The organism is Caballeronia insecticola, from assembly GCF_000402035.1.
In the GTDB taxonomy this organism is placed as follows: Bacteria; Pseudomonadota; Gammaproteobacteria; order Burkholderiales; family Burkholderiaceae; genus Caballeronia; species Caballeronia insecticola.
Map to the genome: position 1 here is coordinate 438,580 of NC_021288.1, position 14,424 is coordinate 453,003.

Annotated in this window: 12 protein-coding genes; 9 read left to right on the top strand and 3 right to left on the bottom strand. The window is 63.6% G+C overall.

Going from position 1 to position 14,424, the window contains the following annotated elements; translation table 11 throughout:
- Window positions 1-3: 3 nt before the first annotated feature.
- Entirely contained in the window at window positions 4-546 is a 543-nt protein-coding gene (locus tag BRPE64_RS22780) for a GAF domain-containing protein (protein ID WP_016347232.1), read from the top strand.
- A complete protein-coding gene (locus BRPE64_RS22785; protein ID WP_016347233.1) occupies window positions 543-1,856 on the top strand; it encodes an MFS transporter in 1,314 nt (437 codons plus the stop codon). The genes BRPE64_RS22780 and BRPE64_RS22785 overlap by 4 nt, the downstream gene beginning before the upstream one ends.
- Window positions 1,857-2,144: 288 nt before the next feature.
- Here the strand turns inward: BRPE64_RS22785 and BRPE64_RS32990 are convergent, their stop codons facing one another.
- The 3 genes from BRPE64_RS32990 to gcvA form a co-directional block, all read right to left on the bottom strand.
- Window positions 2,145-2,519 (bottom strand): hypothetical protein, encoded by a 375-nt coding sequence (locus tag BRPE64_RS32990; RefSeq protein ID WP_144063498.1) that lies wholly within the window; start codon window positions 2,517-2,519, stop codon window positions 2,145-2,147.
- A gap of 110 nt (window positions 2,520-2,629) precedes the next feature.
- Window positions 2,630-4,573: a potassium transporter Kup gene (locus BRPE64_RS22795; protein WP_016347235.1), complete on the bottom strand. Its 1,944-nt coding sequence runs from the start codon at window positions 4,571-4,573 to the stop codon at window positions 2,630-2,632.
- A gap of 104 nt (window positions 4,574-4,677) precedes the next feature.
- Window positions 4,678-5,571, bottom strand: coding sequence for a transcriptional regulator GcvA (gene gcvA, locus BRPE64_RS22800; RefSeq protein ID WP_016347236.1), 894 nt, complete (start codon window positions 5,569-5,571; stop codon window positions 4,678-4,680).
- A gap of 239 nt (window positions 5,572-5,810) precedes the next feature.
- Between gcvA and BRPE64_RS22805 the strand changes: the two genes are divergently transcribed.
- The 7 genes from BRPE64_RS22805 to BRPE64_RS22835 all read left to right on the top strand — a co-directional run bounded on the left by BRPE64_RS22805 (window position 5,811) and on the right by BRPE64_RS22835 (window position 14,408).
- Window positions 5,811-6,581 (top strand): transketolase, encoded by a 771-nt coding sequence (locus BRPE64_RS22805; protein ID WP_232519303.1) that lies wholly within the window; start codon window positions 5,811-5,813, stop codon window positions 6,579-6,581.
- Window positions 6,578-7,561 carry a transketolase family protein gene (locus tag BRPE64_RS22810; protein ID WP_016347238.1) on the top strand — a complete coding sequence of 328 codons (984 nt, stop codon included), beginning with the start codon at window positions 6,578-6,580 and terminating at the stop codon, window positions 7,559-7,561. The genes BRPE64_RS22805 and BRPE64_RS22810 overlap by 4 nt, the downstream gene beginning before the upstream one ends.
- Window positions 7,562-7,613: 52 nt before the next feature.
- Entirely contained in the window at window positions 7,614-8,378 is a 765-nt protein-coding gene (locus tag BRPE64_RS22815; protein WP_016347239.1) for an SDR family NAD(P)-dependent oxidoreductase, read from the top strand.
- A gap of 93 nt (window positions 8,379-8,471) precedes the next feature.
- On the top strand, window positions 8,472-9,512 hold the full coding sequence (locus BRPE64_RS22820) for a TRAP transporter substrate-binding protein (RefSeq protein WP_044042884.1): 1,041 nt from the start codon (window positions 8,472-8,474) through the stop codon (window positions 9,510-9,512).
- A gap of 5 nt (window positions 9,513-9,517) precedes the next feature.
- Window positions 9,518-11,377 carry a TRAP transporter large permease gene (locus BRPE64_RS22825; RefSeq protein ID WP_044043084.1) on the top strand — a complete coding sequence of 620 codons (1,860 nt, stop codon included), beginning with the start codon at window positions 9,518-9,520 and terminating at the stop codon, window positions 11,375-11,377.
- A 59-nt stretch (window positions 11,378-11,436) separates the two neighbouring features.
- Window positions 11,437-13,416: a transketolase gene (gene tkt / locus BRPE64_RS22830; protein WP_016347242.1), complete on the top strand. Its 1,980-nt coding sequence runs from the start codon at window positions 11,437-11,439 to the stop codon at window positions 13,414-13,416.
- A 35-nt stretch (window positions 13,417-13,451) separates the two neighbouring features.
- Window positions 13,452-14,408 (top strand): D-2-hydroxyacid dehydrogenase, encoded by a 957-nt coding sequence (locus BRPE64_RS22835; RefSeq protein WP_044042885.1) that lies wholly within the window; start codon window positions 13,452-13,454, stop codon window positions 14,406-14,408.
- Window positions 14,409-14,424: the final 16 nt, after the last annotated feature.

The window sequence follows — 14,424 nt, forward strand, 5'->3', positions numbered from 1 at the left end:
ATCATGCGGGACACGGAAGCAAGCACCACGCGCTCACTGCAACTGAACGATCTTCAACGGCTCGCCCGCGCGATGCGCGAGCCCGCTCAGCCCGCGACGCTCTTCGACGCGGTCGCGGCAGTCGCCGCCGAGACGATCGGCTTCCGGCTTTTCACCATCATGGCCTACGATGCGCGCAATCACGAAGTGGAGCGCGTCTTCACGAACATGCCCGACATCTATCCGACCGGAGGCCGCAAGACGAAGCGCGGCACCGCGTGGGCAACGCAAATCCTGCATGATTTGCGGCCGTTTCGCGGCGAGACCGCGCAGGACATTCGCCGCGCATTCGACGATCACATGACGATGTCGAACATGGGCCTGGGCTCGATCCTGAACATCCCGATCGCCTATGACGGCGAGTGCATCGGCACGATGAATCTCACGCACGTCGAGCATTGGTATAAGCGCGAGCACGAAGACATGGGCGTGCTGCTCGGCTCGTTTCTCGCGCCCGCGCTGGTCTCTTGCATGCCGCTGTACGCCGACGAGGAACCGCGCTCATGAATCGCGCTTCTCCCGAAACCGGGCGCTGGCTAATGGTGTTTGCGCTCGGCTATCTCGCGCTGCTCGTCGACGGCGCCGACGTCATGATGTACGGCCTCACGCTCACACGCATCAAGAACGAATTCGACCTCACCAATGTCGAGGCCGGCGCGCTGGGCAGCTTGACGCTCGTCGGGATGGCTGTGGGCGGCATCATCGGCGGCTGGGCGAGCGATTCGCTCGGGCGCGTGCGGGTTGTCGTGTGGGCGCTCGCGCTCTTCTCGCTCGGCGCGGGCCTGCTCGGACTCACGCATACCTTCGCGCAGTTCGCGCTCGTGCGCTTCATCAGTTCGCTCGGGATCGGTTGCATGGTTCTCGTGAGCACGCTCGTCGCCGAATATGTACCGACCGCGCGGCGCTCCCTGATTCTCGGCATTTTGCAGACGGGCGTGTCGGCGGGCTATATCGTCGTGATCTCGCTGGCCAACTGGATTCTGCCGCTCTACGGCTGGCGCATGCTGTTTTATGTCGCGACGATTCCCGTCGTGCTGGCGCTGGCGATTCACTGGTTCGTGCCCGAACCGCCCGGCTGGCGCGCCAGCGTGGCGACGCGGCAAGGCGCGCCGCGCGTGCGTCGCGCATGGCGGGAGAATCGCTATTACCTGATCTTTTCGGATCGGGAAGCGCGCAAGATGTTCATCCTGTGGGCGCTTGCATCCGTGTTCGCGCTTTCGGGCTTCTACGGGCTGAACAACTGGCTGCCGACCTATCTGGAGAAAGAACTGCACGTGCGCTTCGGCTCGATGGCGGGCTATATGATCGGTACGTACGTCGTCGCATTCGTGGGCAAGATCGTCGCGGGCTGGGTCGGCGATCTGTGGAGCCGGCGCGGGGTTTATGTGCTCGGCTGTATCGGTGCGGCCTTGTTTCTGCCGGTCATCGTGTTTCTTCACACGCGCGAGAATATCGTCTGGCTGATGCTGCTCTTCGGGTTTCTCTACGGCGTGCCGCTCGGAACGATGGGTGCGTTCATGTCCGAGAGCTTCGCCACACGCATTCGCGGCACGGCTGTCGGCGGTTCGTATAACGTGGGGCGCTTTTGCTCGGGTGCGGCGCCGGTCGTGATCGGCTATGTCGCCACGCAATTTACGTTCGGCGTGAGCTTTCTGATGGTCGGCGCGGTGTTCTTCCTGAGCGGCGTCTGCGCGTTCTTCATTCCCGACCGCCTTTATGACACGAGCGCACCGGAACCGGGAGGTTCAGGTCCCGCGACTCTCGCGCGCAATGCGAATGTCGATCAGGGCGCAGCGGAAGTCGTGACCTCGCGGTGATGTTTGCGTTTTGGCCAAGGGATGACTCAGGCGGGTATGGCAGGACGCAGGATTGAGAGGAAACAGGGCAGGCAGGAAAGCTGGCTCTCGTTGCCGCGGCCCATCCCCTGTTCAAATCGAGACGATTGCGTACAAAGGCTCGCTGCCCTACGCCCCAGCCGGTACGGTCGTACACCCCCTCAAGCAAGGCGACCGACAAAACGGCCTTACCAGCAGACGGGCCCAAGAAAGCCCGTCTGCCGCGATACCGCCAGGTTCACGCCACCGCGCTTAACCGGCAGCGTCGTCTTACTTCGACTGAGCGTGGTGCTTGCCGTGATGATGACGGTGGTGATGAGCACCCTTGTGCGGCGCGCTTTCATGGGCTACCGGCGCTTCATGCTCGACAACTTGAGGTTGCGCTTGAACGTCACGCGCATGTTGCTCGATCTGGGCAGCGACGCTGGCGTCATGGGTCGTGACAATGCCGTTGTTGGGCGTTTGTGCCATTGCGGCACCGGCCACGAAGAACGAAGCGAGCAGAGCGAAAGAGACTTTTTTCATGATCGAAGTGTTGATGTTAACTAGATACGCGTGCTGCTCCCGAACATTCGGGTTACAACGCGCGCACGGATTATCCACCAACGATTGCGACCAGATGTCGCTTTTCAGGCCGTCTGACATTACTTGACAGTTCACTCTAGTGAGAAGGGCCGACATTCGAGTGGGTCATAGCTCGGCCGCAATGGCGGCGCGGAGTTTGCCTGGCGCGGCGAGCCCGTCACCATCACACATCAAAGCACAACCTGAACCCCAAGCTCGACAACATCCTCACTTCGCAGTCCATAGTACTCCGCACTCGATGCCGCATGAACCGACATCGCGCCGAACAAACGCTCGCGCCAGCGCGACATATGTCCGTGCGAGCAGCCGGGCGTCGCTTCGTCGCGCGGCAGGAAGAACGTCGTGTGCTTCGGATCGAAGCGCCATTGCCCGAGTTGTCCATCGAGCGATGCCAGCAGTCGCGGCAAATTTGGCCGCTCGACGAAGCCATGTCGCGAGATCACCTCATAACAGCCCGCGCCGAGATCGCGCACTTCGACGCGTGTGTGCTCGTCGATGCGCGGCGCCGACTCCGATCGATTCGCGAAGATCACCGTCGTTTGGTGCAATACGCGGTTATGGCGCACGTTGCTCGTAAGCGCGGACGGCGTCGCGCCCGGCGTGCTGCCCGGATAAACGGCGGTGCCGCGAACGCGCGCGGGAGGCTCGGCGCTCTTCAGCACATCGCGCAGAAAGTCGGCGAGCGGCGGCGCATGCGATGCGTGCAACCGCGCGAGTTCGAGGCCGCGCCGCCATGTCGCCATCAACACGAAAAGCACGCCGCCGATCGCGACGGGAAACCAGCCGCCCTGCGGAATCTTGCGCATGTTGGCCGCGACAAGCAACACGTCGATCGCGATGAGCGGCACGCTGAGCGCCGCGACCGCCGCCCAAGGCCAGCGCCAGATATTGCGCGTCACGCTAACCATCTGCACGGTCGTGATGAGCATCGTGAGGCCGACCGCAATGCCATACGCGGACGTCAGCCGGTCGGAGCTGCGGAACACGAGCACAAGAAACATCACGGCCGCGAACAGAACCGCGTTGACGGCGGGCACGTACACCTGTCCGCGTTGCGATGCCGACGTTTCGATCACGCGCAGACGCGGCAGAAAGCCGAGTTCGATCGCCTGGCTCGTCATCGAGAAAGCGCCTGAAATCACGGCCTGCGACGCGATCACGGTGGCGAGCAACGCGATCAGCACGGTCGGTATCAGCGCCCATGACGGCGCCGCGAAAAAGAACGGCTGCCTGGCCGCCCCCGGCTGATGCAGGATCGTCGCGGCCTGCCCGAAGTATCCGACGATGATCGCCGGAAACACGACTACAAGCCACGCGAGCCGGATCGCGGGCCGGCCGAAGTGACCGATGTCGGCATAAAGCGCTTCGGCGCCCGTCAACGCGAGTATCACGGCGCCAAGTATGGTGAACGCGAGCGCGGTATGCGCGAGCACGAGCGACCACGCATACACGGGCGAAAACGCGCGCAGCACATCCGGATGCTCCACGATCCGATAGATGCCGACAGCCGCGAGATACACGAACCACAGCAGCATCACCGGTCCGAACGACTTGCCGACGACCGCCGTGCCGCGCGATTGAAACAGAAAGAGCGCGACGAGAATGGCCATCGCGATCGGCACGATGAACGGCTCGAACTTCGCGCTCACCTGCCCCAGACCCTCGACAGCGGACAACACGGACACGGCGGGCGTGATCATCGAATCGCCGTAGAACATCGCCGCGCCGAAGAGGCCCGCCATCAACAGCAGATGCGGCACGCGCCGCCCTTGTTGCTCGTAGCCCGAACGCGCGAGCGCCGTCAACGCGACAATGCCGCCCTCGCCTTCGTTGTCCGCGCGCAGCACGTAGCACACGTACTTGCCCATCACGACGATCACGACAGCCCAGACGATCATCGAGAGCATGCCCATCACGATCGATGCATCGACGGTGCCCGTGTCGCTCACGGCCTGTCTGAGCGCATAGATCGGGCTCGTGCCGATATCGCCGAACACGACGCCGAGCGCGCCTAGCATGAGGCCCGTCCGCGCTTTCTTCGGCATGGCCGGCGCGGGGTCTGAGGCGTGATGCTCGCGGGCATCGTTCGATGTCGGTGTCGATGTTGGTGTCATACGACCTGTGCATCTCCGGTATGCCGTTCCGGATGCCTAGCAAGGCGCATTCCGCGTGCGTGCGCGCTCGCTTTTCATAGAAACATCAAGAACTATCCGTGACCTCAGGACCGATCCAGTTCCCCGAACAACCAGTCGTGAAAACTCCGCACCTTCGGTAAGTCGGCGCAGGACTTGAGCAAATTCAGCGTATAGCCGTTGACCTTGAGCCCCTCCAGACCGAACGGCGCAACGAGCCGCCCCGTCTCCAGTTCGCGCTGCACGAGCAGCAAACTTTCGAGGCACACGCCACCGCCATCCGCCGCCGCGCTGATCGCCATGAACGAGCGATCGAAACGCGGTCCGCGCGAAATATCGATCGGCGTTTTGCGATGCAGACGCATGAAGTCGCGCCAGCCGACGAGACACCCCTCACTGTGGATGAGCGTGTGATGCCGCAGATCCGCGATCGCGCGTATCGGGTGATCGCCTTCGAGCAGCGTCGCTGAGCATAGCGGCACGATCGTCTCGGTGGGCAGATCGAGCACCATCGTTCCCGCCGGCTGTAGACGTCGTGCGCCATAACGTAAATCGATGTCCACCGCCTCGCGCGTCAAATCCACCGCATCGTTCGATGCATTCAGCCGCAAGTCGATATCCGGATGCAGCGCCGAAAAGCGCGCGAGCCGCGGCATCAGCCATTGCGTGGCGAAGCTCGGCGTCGAATGCAGCGTGAGGATGTCGCTTTTGGCGACGCGCCCGATATCGCGCGTGGCCTTCTCGATGCGCGCGAACGCCGCGCCGATCTCCTCCGCATAGTTCCGGCCGCTGTCGGTCAGGATCACCGTCCGATGCATGCGATGAAAAAGCCGCACGCTCAATTGCTCTTCCAGCATTTTGATCTGATGACTGATTGCCGATGGCGTCACGAAAAGCTCTTCCGCAGCAAGCGAGAAGGACGAAAGCCTCGCCGCCGCCTCGAAAGCCTGTATGGACTTGAGCGTGACTCGATGGTGCATCGCAGTGATCGCATGAATTAGGTTCAACGATCACCCACTTTAATTCGTTTGAGCGCGGGTCATCAAGCGAATACGCTTCATATACGGGCCTGACGCACCAAACAAGGGAATACCCGGAGCGCAGGCGCAGCCGATAAAAGCCAGCCAGGCAAACAAACATACAAGGAGACACCGTCGTGAACACGAGCAACACGCAGCTTGCGGAACATGCGCATCGCATCCGCCGCAACGCGCTTCTGATGGGCGAAGTGCAGGGTCAGGGTTATATCGGCCAGGCGCTCGATATCGCCGATGTGCTGGCCGTCTCGTACTTCGGTGCGATGAACTACCGCGCCGACGATCCCGACTGGGAAGACCGCGACCGCTTCCTGCTCTCGAACGGCCACTATGCAATCGCGCTGTACGCCGCGCTTTTCGAAGCGGGCATCTTGCCGCAGGAAGAACTCGAAACCTACGGCAGCGACGACAGCCGCCTGCCGATGTCCGGCATGGCGAGCTACACGCCCGGTATGGAGATGTCCGGCGGATCGCTCGGACAAGGACTCACGATTGCAGTGGGCCGTTGTCTCGGCCTCAAGCGCCGAGGCTCGAAGGCCTTCGTCTACACGCTCTTCTCCGATGGCGAACTCGATGAAGGCGCGATCTGGGAAGGCCTCATGTCCGCCGCGCACTGGAAGCTCGACAACCTCATCGCGATGATCGACGTGAACAATCAGCAAGCCGATGGCCCTTCGTCGCAGATCATGGCGTTCGAGCCGCTCGTGCCGAAGCTCGAAGCGTTCGGCTGGTACGTGCAACGCATCGACGGCAACGATATCGACGCCGTGAAGCAGGCCTTCGACGACGCGCGCAATTTGAAAGAAGCGAAGCCGCGCATCATCGTGTGCGATACGAAGATGGGCTGCGGCGTGCCGTTCCTCGAAGAGCGTGAGAAGAATCACTTCATCCGCGTCGATCCGCACGAGTGGCAACTGGCGCTCAAAGCACTCGAAGCAGGGAGACAAGCATGAACACGCGCCTGAAGACGTCCGCGATGATCGCGTCCATTGCAAACGAAGGACAGATCACACGTTCCGCGCCCTTTGGCCATGCACTCGTCGAGCTGGCGCGCTCGAAGACGAACATCGTCGGCATGACGGCCGATCTCGGCAAGTACACCGACCTGCACATCTTCGCGAAAGAGTTTCCCGAGCGCTATTACCAGATGGGCATGGCCGAGCAATTGCTGGTGGGCGCGGCGGCGGGCATGGCGCATGAAGGCGCGCAGCCTTTCGTCACGACCTATGCCGTGTTCGCGACGCGCCGTGCGTATGACTTCATCCATCAGGCCATCGCGGAAGATAACCTCGACGTGAAGATCATCGCCGCGTTGCCGGGCCTCACAACGGGCTACGGTCCGAGCCATCAGGCCGCCGAAGATCTCGCGCTGATGCGCGCGATGCCGAACATGACCGTGATCGATCCGTGCGATGCGCTCGATATCGAGCAGATGGTGCCCGCCATCGCCGCACACAAAGGCCCGGTGTACGCGCGCCTTCTGCGCGGCAACGTGCCCGTCGTGCTGGACGAATACGGCTATCGCTTCGAACTCGGCAAAGCCAAATTGTTGCGCGGCGGCGCGGACGTGTTGCTCGTGTCCTCCGGGATCATGACGATGCGCTCGCTCGAAGCCGCGCAGGCGCTCGAACGGGACAACGTCGATGTGGCCGTGCTGCACGTGCCGACCATCAAGCCGCTCGACACCGCGACCATTTTGCGCGAGGCGAAGCGCACCGGACGCATGGTCGTCGTCGCGGAAAACCATACGGTGATCGGTGGCCTCGGCGAAGCGGTCGCGCGCACGCTGCTGGGCGCGGGCGTCACGCCCGCATTCCGCCAGATCGCCCTGCCCGACGCCTTCCTCGATGCAGGCGCCTTACCCACGCTGCACGAACGCTACGGCATTTCCACCGAAGCGATGTGCAACACCATCAAAGGCTGGCTCGGCTGAGCCTTCCCTACTTGTCACGAACACACTCATCATCACTCAGGAGCACACCATCATGTCAGAGTCGCGTCTTCTCGAAGGCAAGGTCGCCGTCATTTCCGGAGCGGCATCGCCGCGCGGAATCGGCATGGCGACGGCCCGCATGTTCGCGAAGCACGGCGCGAAAGTCGCCATTTTCGATCTCGATGAAGCCGCCGCGCGTGAAGCCGCCAGTACGATCGGACCGGAGCATCGCGGTTACGCGTGCAACGTGACCGACCGCGCCGCTTGCGACAAAGCGGTGGAACAAGTCATCGCGGATTTCGGCGTCATCGACGTGCTCATCAACAACGCGGGCATCACGCAGGCCGTAAAGCTGCTCGACATCGACGCGCAAAGCTGGGACCGCGTCCTCGACGTGAATCTGCGCGGCGTGCTGTATCTGTCGCAGGCAGTCGTGCCGCAAATGAAGCGTCAGGGCAGCGGATCGATCGGCTGCATGTCGTCGGTGTCGGCGCAACGCGGCGGCGGCATTCTCGGCGGTCCGCATTATTCGGCGGCCAAGGCGGGCGTGCTCGGTCTCGCCAAGGCAATGGCGCGCGAACTCGGCAACGACGGCATCCGCGTGAACTGCGTGACGCCCGGCCTGATCCAGACTGACATCAACGCGGGCAAGATCAGCGACGAGAAGCGCGTCGAGATTCTCGCCGGCATTCCGCTCAACCGTCTCGGCGGCCCCGACGATGTCGCGGGCGCGTTCCTTTTTCTCGCCTCGCCGATTTCCTCCTACATCACCGGCGCCGTGATCGATGTGAACGGAGGCATGCTGATCCACGGCTGACCAACTAGTGCAGCAGTAAAGACACGCGCCGCCAAGAGTGCGTGCATGACGCAATACATCCGATCGCCATAACCAGGTTTGGAGGAGCACATCATGACCACCCGCTCGATCAAAAGCGGCATCGACAGGCGCACGTTCCTGAAAACGGGCGCGACCATCGCCGCAGCCGCACCGCTCTGGAGTCTCACGACGCGCCGCGCCTCGGCGGCGGACTTCTCGTACAAGCTCGCGACGGGCCAGGACCCGACGCATCCGGTGAACATCCGCGCGCAGCAGGCCTGCGACAAGATCCGCGAAGCAACCGGCGGCAAGCTCGATATCAAGCTGTTCCCGGCGAACCAGCTCGGCTCGGACACGGACCTGCTCTCGCAAGTGCGCAGCGGCGGCGTCGAGTTCTTCAATCTCGCCTCGTCGATTCTCGCGACGCTCACGCCCGCCGCGGGCATCGTCAATACGGGATTCGCCTTTCCCGATTACGACCACGTCTGGAAAGCGATGGACGGCGATCTCGGCGGCTATGTGCGCGCGCAGGTCGAGAAATCCGGCATTCTCGCGGTCTCGAAGCCTTGGGACAACGGCTTTCGACAGATCAGCTCATCGACGCGCGTTGTGAAGACGCCCGCCGATCTGAAGGGCTTCAAGATTCGCGTGCCGCAAGCGCCCATGCTCACCTCGCTCTTCAAGTCGCTCGATGCGGGTCCGGCGCCCATCAACTTCAACGAGTTGTATTCCGCGCTGCAAACCGGCGTGGTGGAAGGCCAGGAAAATCCGCTGCCGATCATCGCGACGGCGAAGCTCTACGAAGTGCAGAAGTCCATCAGCCTGACTTCGCACGTCTGGGACGCGTACTGGATTCTGGGCAATCGCCGTGCGTGGCAGGCGTTGCCCGCCGACATGCGCGCTATTGTGACGCGCGAGTTCGACGCCGCCGGCATGCTGCAACGCGCGGACATCGCCCAGTTGAACGGCTCCCTGCGCGATCAATTGAAGGGCAAGGGCATCAACATCGTCGATGTCGATCGCGAAGGCTTTCGCGGCGCGCTCAAGAAGACCAGCTTCTACAGCGACTGGAAAGCGAAGTACGGCGAGCAAGGCTGGGGCACGCTCGAAAAGTACACCGGAAAACTGGTATGAAAGCCATGCACACGATCCCGCTTCCGCATCCGGCGCCACGCCGCGTGGCCGCCTTTCTCGACACATGGCTCGGCCACTTCGTGGAGATTCCCGCCGCGTTGCTGGTTCTGGCCGAGATCGTGGTGCTGTTCGCCGGCGTGACGAGCCGCTACGCGCTGCATACGCCGCTCGTCTGGTCCGACGAACTCGCGTCGATGCTGTTCCTGTGGCTCGCCATGCTCGGCGCGGTCGTCGCGCTGCGGCGCGGCGAGCATATGCGCATGACGGCGCTGGTCGGCATGGCGTCGCCCGGCGTGCGCGCGTTTCTCGATGTGATCGCCATCGCCGCGCCGCTCGCGTTCCTGCTGATGGTGATCGGGCCGGCGCTGGACTTCGCGCAAGACGAAGCGTTCATCACCACGCCCGCGCTCGATATCCCCAACTCGTGGCGCGCGGCCGCGTTGCCGATCGGCGCCGGGCTGATGCTGCTCGTCGCGTGTCTGCGGCTCTGGTGCGTGGGGAACTGGAAGCTCACGATAGGCGCGCTCGCGCTCGTGGCCGCGATCGCCGTCGCCTTCTATGCGGCAAGCCCGCTGCTCAAAGGCCTCGGCAACCTCAATCTGCTGATCTTCTTCGTCGGCCTCGTTGCCATGTGTGTGCTCTCGGGCGTGCCTATCGCGTTCTCGTTCGGTCTCGCGACCTTCGGCTATCTCGCGCTCACCACGAGTACGCCGCTCGTCGTGGTGGTCGGGCGCATGGACGAAGGCATGTCGCATCTGATCCTGCTTTCCGTGCCGCTTTTCGTCTTCCTCGGCCAGTTGATCGAGATGACAGGCATGGCCAACGCGATGATCGCGTTCCTCGCCAGCATGCTCGGCCACGTGCGCGGCGGCCTGTCGTATGTGCTCGTCGGTGCGATGTATCTTGTTTCAGGCATCTCCGGCTCGAAAGCGGCGGATATGGCGGCGGTCGCGCCCGTGCTCTTCCCCGAGATGAAGGCGCGCGGCGCGAAGCCGGGCGATCTCGTCGCGCTGCTCGCGGCCACCGGCGCGCAGACGGAAACCATCCCGCCGAGTCTCGTGCTCATTACGCTCGGCTCGGTGACGGGCGTGTCGATCTCGGCGCTCTTCACGGGCGGCATGCTGCCCGGCATCGTGCTTGCGGCGACGCTGTGCACGGTCGTCTGGTGGCGCTATCGAAGCGACGATCTCTCCAACGTGAAGCGTGCGAACCGCAAGGAGATCGTGCGCAAGCTCGCGATCGCCCTGCCCGCGCTCGCGCTGCCCTTCGTGATTCGCGCGGCAGTGGTCGAAGGCATCGCCACGGCGACGGAAGTATCGACCATCGGTATCGGCTATGCGGTAATCGCGGGCTTGCTGATCTATCGCCGCTTCGAATGGGCGCGCTTAAAGCCGATGTTGATCGATACCGCCGCGCTCTCCGGTGCGATCCTGCTCATCATCGGCGCGGCGACGAGCATGGCCTGGGCGCTCACGCAGTCGGGCTTCTCGGGCCAGCTCGCGCGCACGATGGGCGCGCTGCCCGGCGGCACGGTGATGTTCATGGCGGCGTCGATACTCGTGTTTATCGTGCTCGGCAGCGTGCTGGAAGGCATTCCCGCGATCGTGCTGTTCGGGCCGCTGATGTTCCCGATCGCGCGCCAGATGGGCATCCACGACGTGCATTACGCGATGGTCGTGATCCTCTCGATGGGCGTGGGCCTGTTCGCGCCGCCGTTCGGCGTCGGCTACTACTCGGCCTGCGCGGTGAGCCGCATCCATCCGGACGAAGGCATGAAGCCGATCGTCGGCTACATCCTGGCCTTGATCGCCGGGCTGATTCTCGTCGCCGCCATTCCGTGGATTTCCACGGGCTTTCTGAAGTAAATCGATTCCGTTCAACGTTCAGTGACGCCGCTCCTTCGATGGAGCGGCCAGGAGAAGTCATGTCTTCCATCGACACGCAACCGCTGTCGAACGCCATCCGCTTTCTCGCCATCGACGCGATCGTGCGCGCGGGCGAAGGTCATCAGGGCGTGCCGCTCGGCATGGCGGAAATCGCCACGGCGCTGTTCACGCGGCACATGAAGTTCAATCCCGCCGATCCGCAATGGCCCGACCGCGACCGCTTCGTGCTCTCGAACGGCCACGGCTCGATGCTGCTCTACGCGCTCTTGCATCTCACGGGCTATGCGAACTTCGGCATCGAGCAGATCCGCACGTTTCGCGATATGGGCTCGCATTGCGAGGGCCATCCGGAATTCGACACGGCCTCGGGTATCGAAGTGACGACCGGCCCGCTCGGGCAAGGCATCGCGAATGCGTTCGGCATGGCGGTGGCCGAGGCGTATCTCAATGCGAAGTTCGGCGCCGGTATCGTCGATCACTACACGTATGCGTTCGTCGGCGACGGCTGTCTGCAGGAAGGCGTGGGACAGGAGATGATCTCGCTCGCCGGGCATCTGAAGCTCGGCAAACTGATTCTGTGCTGGGACGACAACCAGATCACCGACGACGGCAGCACGACGCTCTCCATCAGCGAAAACGTGAGCGAACGCTTTCGCGTGGCGGGCTGGCATGTGATCGAAGTCGATGGCCACGATCTCGAAGCCGTGTCGAATGCGCTTGCGCAGGCCAAAGCCGATCCGCGTCCGTCGATGCTCGCATGCCGCACGACGATTGCACGCGGCATCGCGCGTCTGCAGGGTCAGCGCGGCGGACATAGCGGACGTCTCTTCGACAAAGATTCCGACGCCGCACGCACGTCGATGAACTGGCCGCATGCGCCGTTCGAGATTCCCGACGATGTGCTGCACGCATGGCGCGAAGCTGGGCGGCGCAGCGAAGAGGAATATCGCGCATGGCGCGAGCGCGTCGCTTCGTTGCCCGCGGAAGCGCGTGCGGAGTTAGAGCGCATTCAGGCCGGCGAATTGCCCGAAGGATGGCGGCGAACGCTGGACGCCTACAAACGCGATGCTCCGGCGCGCGATGACACGCCGGGCGGCATCATGATCTCCGCCGAGATCAACGATCTGCTCGCAAACGCGCTGCCCGAACGCATGGTCGCCTGCGCCGATCTCGAAGCGCCGACGAGCCACAAACGCAGCCTGCGCGCGTTCACCGCCGAAGACCGCGGCGGCGCCTATGTGCATTGCGGCGTGCGCGAACACGTGATGGGCGCGATGGCGAACGGCATGGCCGCGCACGGCGGCGTGATTCCGCTCACCGTCACCTATCTCGCGTTTTCCGATTACGAACGCCCCGCGATGCGCATGGCCGCGCTCATGGGCCTGCCGGTGAAGTTCGTCTTCAGCCACGATTCGATCGGCGTCGGCAAGAACGGACCGACGCATCAGCCCGTCGAGATTCTCGCGTCGCTGCGCGCGATGCCGAACATGTACGTGTTCCGTCCCGCCGATGCCGTCGAGGCCGCCGAATGCTGGATGCTCGCCTACGACCGCAAGCACGGCCCGAGCACGATGGTGTTCGCGCGCCAGGCGCTGCCGCTCGTGCGCACGCAACACGAGGACGAGAACCGCTCGGCGCGCGGCGGCTATGTGCTCGCGGAAGCCGAAGGCGGCGCACGGCGCGTGACGCTCATCGCCACCGGCTCGGAAGTCGCATGCGCACTCGCGGCGCGCGAGCAGTTGCAGGCGGCGGGCATTGCGACGGCAGTCGTGTCGATGCCGTGTTGCGAACGCTTCGACGAGCAAGACGCCGCGTATCGATCGAGCGTGCTCGGCGCGGACACCGTGCGTGTCGTGGTGGAAGCGGCCGTGCGTTTCGGCTGGGACCGCGTGATCGGCGAACGCGGCGGTTTCGTCGGCATGAAAGGCTTCGGCGCTTCCGGGCCGGCCGAGGCGCTCTATGAACACTTTGGCATCACGCCGCGACATATCGTCGAGGAAGTGAAGCGGCATCTTTGATTCACGCACAAAATCACGCACAGCAAGGAAAGACCATGCAGAAGATCGTTTTTCTGGACCGCGAGACGCTCGCGCCGCAGATCCGCCTGAAGCGGCCCGCGTTCGAGCACGAGTTGATCGAGTTCGACCGCACCACGCCCGATGAAGTCGTGACGCGTCTTGCGGGCGCGAGCATCGCGATCACCAACAAGGTCGCGATCACGGCGGAGGCGCTGGACCGGTTGCCGGAACTTAAGCTCATCGCGGTGGCCGCGACGGGCACCGATTGCATCGACAAGAGCGCGTGCGAGCAGCGCGGCATTGTCGTGTCGAACATTCGCGGCTATGCGGTGAACACCGTGCCCGAACATACGTTCGCGCTGATGCTCGCGCTGCGGCGCAATCTGGTCGCGTATCGCGACGACGTGCTCGAAGGCGAATGGCAAAAGGCCGGGCAGTTCTGCTTCTTCAATCATCCGATTCGCGATCTCGGCGGCGCGACGCTCGGCATCATCGGCGAAGGCGTGCTCGGGCAGCGCGTCGCGGAGATCGCGCGCGTGTTCGGCATGCGGCCGCTCTTTGCCGCGCACAAAGGGCGCGAAGGACTCGGGCCGCTCTACACGCCATGGGACGACGTGCTCGCGACGAGCGACGTCATCACCATTCACAGCCCGCTCACGCCGAACACGCGCGGCATGCTGTCGACAGCCGAGTTTCGCGCGATGAAGAAGAAGCCGCTCATCATCAACACGGCGCGCGGCGGGCTCGTGGACGAAGCGGCGCTCGTCGAGGCGCTCGATGAAGGCTGGATCAGCGGCGCGGGCTTCGATGTGCTGTCGACCGAACCGCCCGCGCCCGGCAATCCGTTGATGCGCGTGGCGGGCCGGCCGAACGTGATCGTGACGCCGCACGTGGCGTGGGCGTCGGATGAAGCGCAGCAGACGCTCGCGGATCAATTGATCGACAACATCGCGGCTTTCGTCGCGGGTGCGCCGGTCAATGTCGTGCGCTAAACGTTAGCGGTGAATG

Excerpts from the sequence above, each read along its gene's own strand:
- BRPE64_RS22780 (WP_016347232.1), top strand. The coding sequence starts at position 4 with ATGCGGGACACGGAAGCAAGCACCACGCGCTCACTGCAACTGAACGAT.
- BRPE64_RS22785 (WP_016347233.1), top strand. The coding sequence starts at position 543 with ATGAATCGCGCTTCTCCCGAAACCGGGCGCTGGCTAATGGTGTTTGCG.
- BRPE64_RS32990 (WP_144063498.1), bottom strand. The coding sequence starts at position 2,519 with ATGTCAGACGGCCTGAAAAGCGACATCTGGTCGCAATCGTTGGTGGAT.
- BRPE64_RS22795 (WP_016347235.1), bottom strand. The coding sequence starts at position 4,573 with ATGACACCAACATCGACACCGACATCGAACGATGCCCGCGAGCATCAC.
- gcvA (WP_016347236.1), bottom strand. The coding sequence starts at position 5,571 with ATGCACCATCGAGTCACGCTCAAGTCCATACAGGCTTTCGAGGCGGCG.
- BRPE64_RS22805 (WP_232519303.1), top strand. The coding sequence starts at position 5,811 with ATGGGCGAAGTGCAGGGTCAGGGTTATATCGGCCAGGCGCTCGATATC.
- BRPE64_RS22810 (WP_016347238.1), top strand. The coding sequence starts at position 6,578 with ATGAACACGCGCCTGAAGACGTCCGCGATGATCGCGTCCATTGCAAAC.
- BRPE64_RS22815 (WP_016347239.1), top strand. The coding sequence starts at position 7,614 with ATGTCAGAGTCGCGTCTTCTCGAAGGCAAGGTCGCCGTCATTTCCGGA.
- BRPE64_RS22820 (WP_044042884.1), top strand. The coding sequence starts at position 8,472 with ATGACCACCCGCTCGATCAAAAGCGGCATCGACAGGCGCACGTTCCTG.
- BRPE64_RS22825 (WP_044043084.1), top strand. The coding sequence starts at position 9,518 with ATGCACACGATCCCGCTTCCGCATCCGGCGCCACGCCGCGTGGCCGCC.
- tkt (WP_016347242.1), top strand. The coding sequence starts at position 11,437 with ATGTCTTCCATCGACACGCAACCGCTGTCGAACGCCATCCGCTTTCTC.
- BRPE64_RS22835 (WP_044042885.1), top strand. The coding sequence starts at position 13,452 with ATGCAGAAGATCGTTTTTCTGGACCGCGAGACGCTCGCGCCGCAGATC.